The organism is Streptomyces ossamyceticus, assembly GCF_001418475.1.
Lineage (GTDB): Bacteria > Actinomycetota > Actinomycetes > Streptomycetales > Streptomycetaceae > Streptomyces > Streptomyces ossamyceticus.
This window is the reverse complement of record NZ_LIQX01000735.1, coordinates 1-1,250: the sequence shown is the minus strand read 5'-3', so window position 1 is coordinate 1,250 and position 1,250 is coordinate 1. Positions and strand designations below refer to the sequence as shown.

Below are 1,250 nucleotides of genomic sequence, written 5' to 3'. Positions count from 1 at the left end.
CAGGCCCGCGCCTACATCACCCGCCTCAGGGCGCTGTCCGGCCACACCGGCCCGGCCGCCGCCCGCTTCCCCGGCCTGGTCCGGCCCCTCACCGCGTACATGCTGGACGGCACCGCCACGGTCGACATCCGCGCCATGATGGACGAGGCGGTCACCAACTGCCGTGAGCACGGCGGCGACTGGGAACTCGGCTTCACGCTCATGCTCCGCACCCACATGCTCGTCGACTCCTCCGGCAACATGCTCGGCGTCGAGGACGACCTCACCGAACTCCGCGCGCTGGCCGACCGCGTGGGCGACCGCTGGATGCGCGCCCAGGTGTGCAGCGCGGCGGGCGAGGCCGCGATGGCCCGCGGCCGCTTCAGCGAGGCGAAGGGCGCGTACGAGGAGGCGCTGCACCACGCGTACGAGGTCGGCGCGAACGCCGAGTCACCGTTCCTGATCGCCCGCCTGGGCGAGATCGCCTACCGCTCCGGTGACCGCGAGGCGGCCCTGGCCGCGCTGGACGAGGCCACGGCGGCCGCCGACCGCTTCGGTGTCCCGGACTCCCGCGCCTTCGTCAGTCTTCTGCGGGCCCATATGGCGCTGGACGACGGCGATCACGTCCAGGCCCGCGCGCTGTGGCGGTCGGCGCACGAGGAGACCCGTCGCGGCACGCCTCCGCCGCAGTTCAAGGCGTTCCTCGACCTCGTCGACGGACTGGTGACGACCGCCGAGTCGGGCCCGGCGGCCGGACTGCGCAGGCTGACCGAGGCCCTGCGCACCGCGGTGCACAACCGCTGCGCCGAGACGGTGATCGCGGCCCTGGCCGACAGCGCGGCGACCGTACTGTCCCGGCTGGGCGACCACGCCCGCGCCGTACGCCTCCTCGCGGCCGCGAACCGCTGGCGCGGCGACCACCCCTGCGCCCTCCCGGAACACGACGAGCACGAACGGACGCGGACCGCCGCGCTCATCGCCCTCGGCGGCCCCCGCCGCGACGCCGAGGCCGACCGGGGCAGGACCTACACCCCGCTCAAGGCGCTCGCCGACCTGAGCGAATCCCTCGACGCGCTCTGAGCGCCGCCCTCCTCCGTGCCCGGCCCACTCTCGACCTGCCGCCCCTACTCGCAGCTGAACCGCGACTCCGCCCAGTCCGCCATGCTCGTCCCGTCGAAGTGGCTGTGCGGTTCGACGACCAGCCCTACCCTCCGGCGTCCGGCGATGTTCACCCGGACCGGTACCGCCGCGTCGCCGCCCTCGACCAGCCC

Annotated in this window: 1 protein-coding gene and 1 pseudogene; one reads left to right on the top strand and one right to left on the bottom strand. The window is 74.6% G+C overall.

The window, feature by feature from the left end; translation table 11 throughout:
- Positions 1-1,059, top strand: a pseudogene (locus AOK15_RS37740) (AfsR/SARP family transcriptional regulator); the annotation flags it as partial.
- Positions 1,060-1,103: 44 nt separating this feature from the next.
- Here AOK15_RS37740 and AOK15_RS43265 read toward each other — a convergent pair.
- Positions 1,104-1,247, bottom strand: coding sequence for an NPCBM/NEW2 domain-containing protein (locus AOK15_RS43265; protein ID WP_079058931.1), 144 nt, complete (start codon positions 1,245-1,247; stop codon positions 1,104-1,106).
- Between the last annotated feature and the right edge of the window lie 3 nt (positions 1,248-1,250).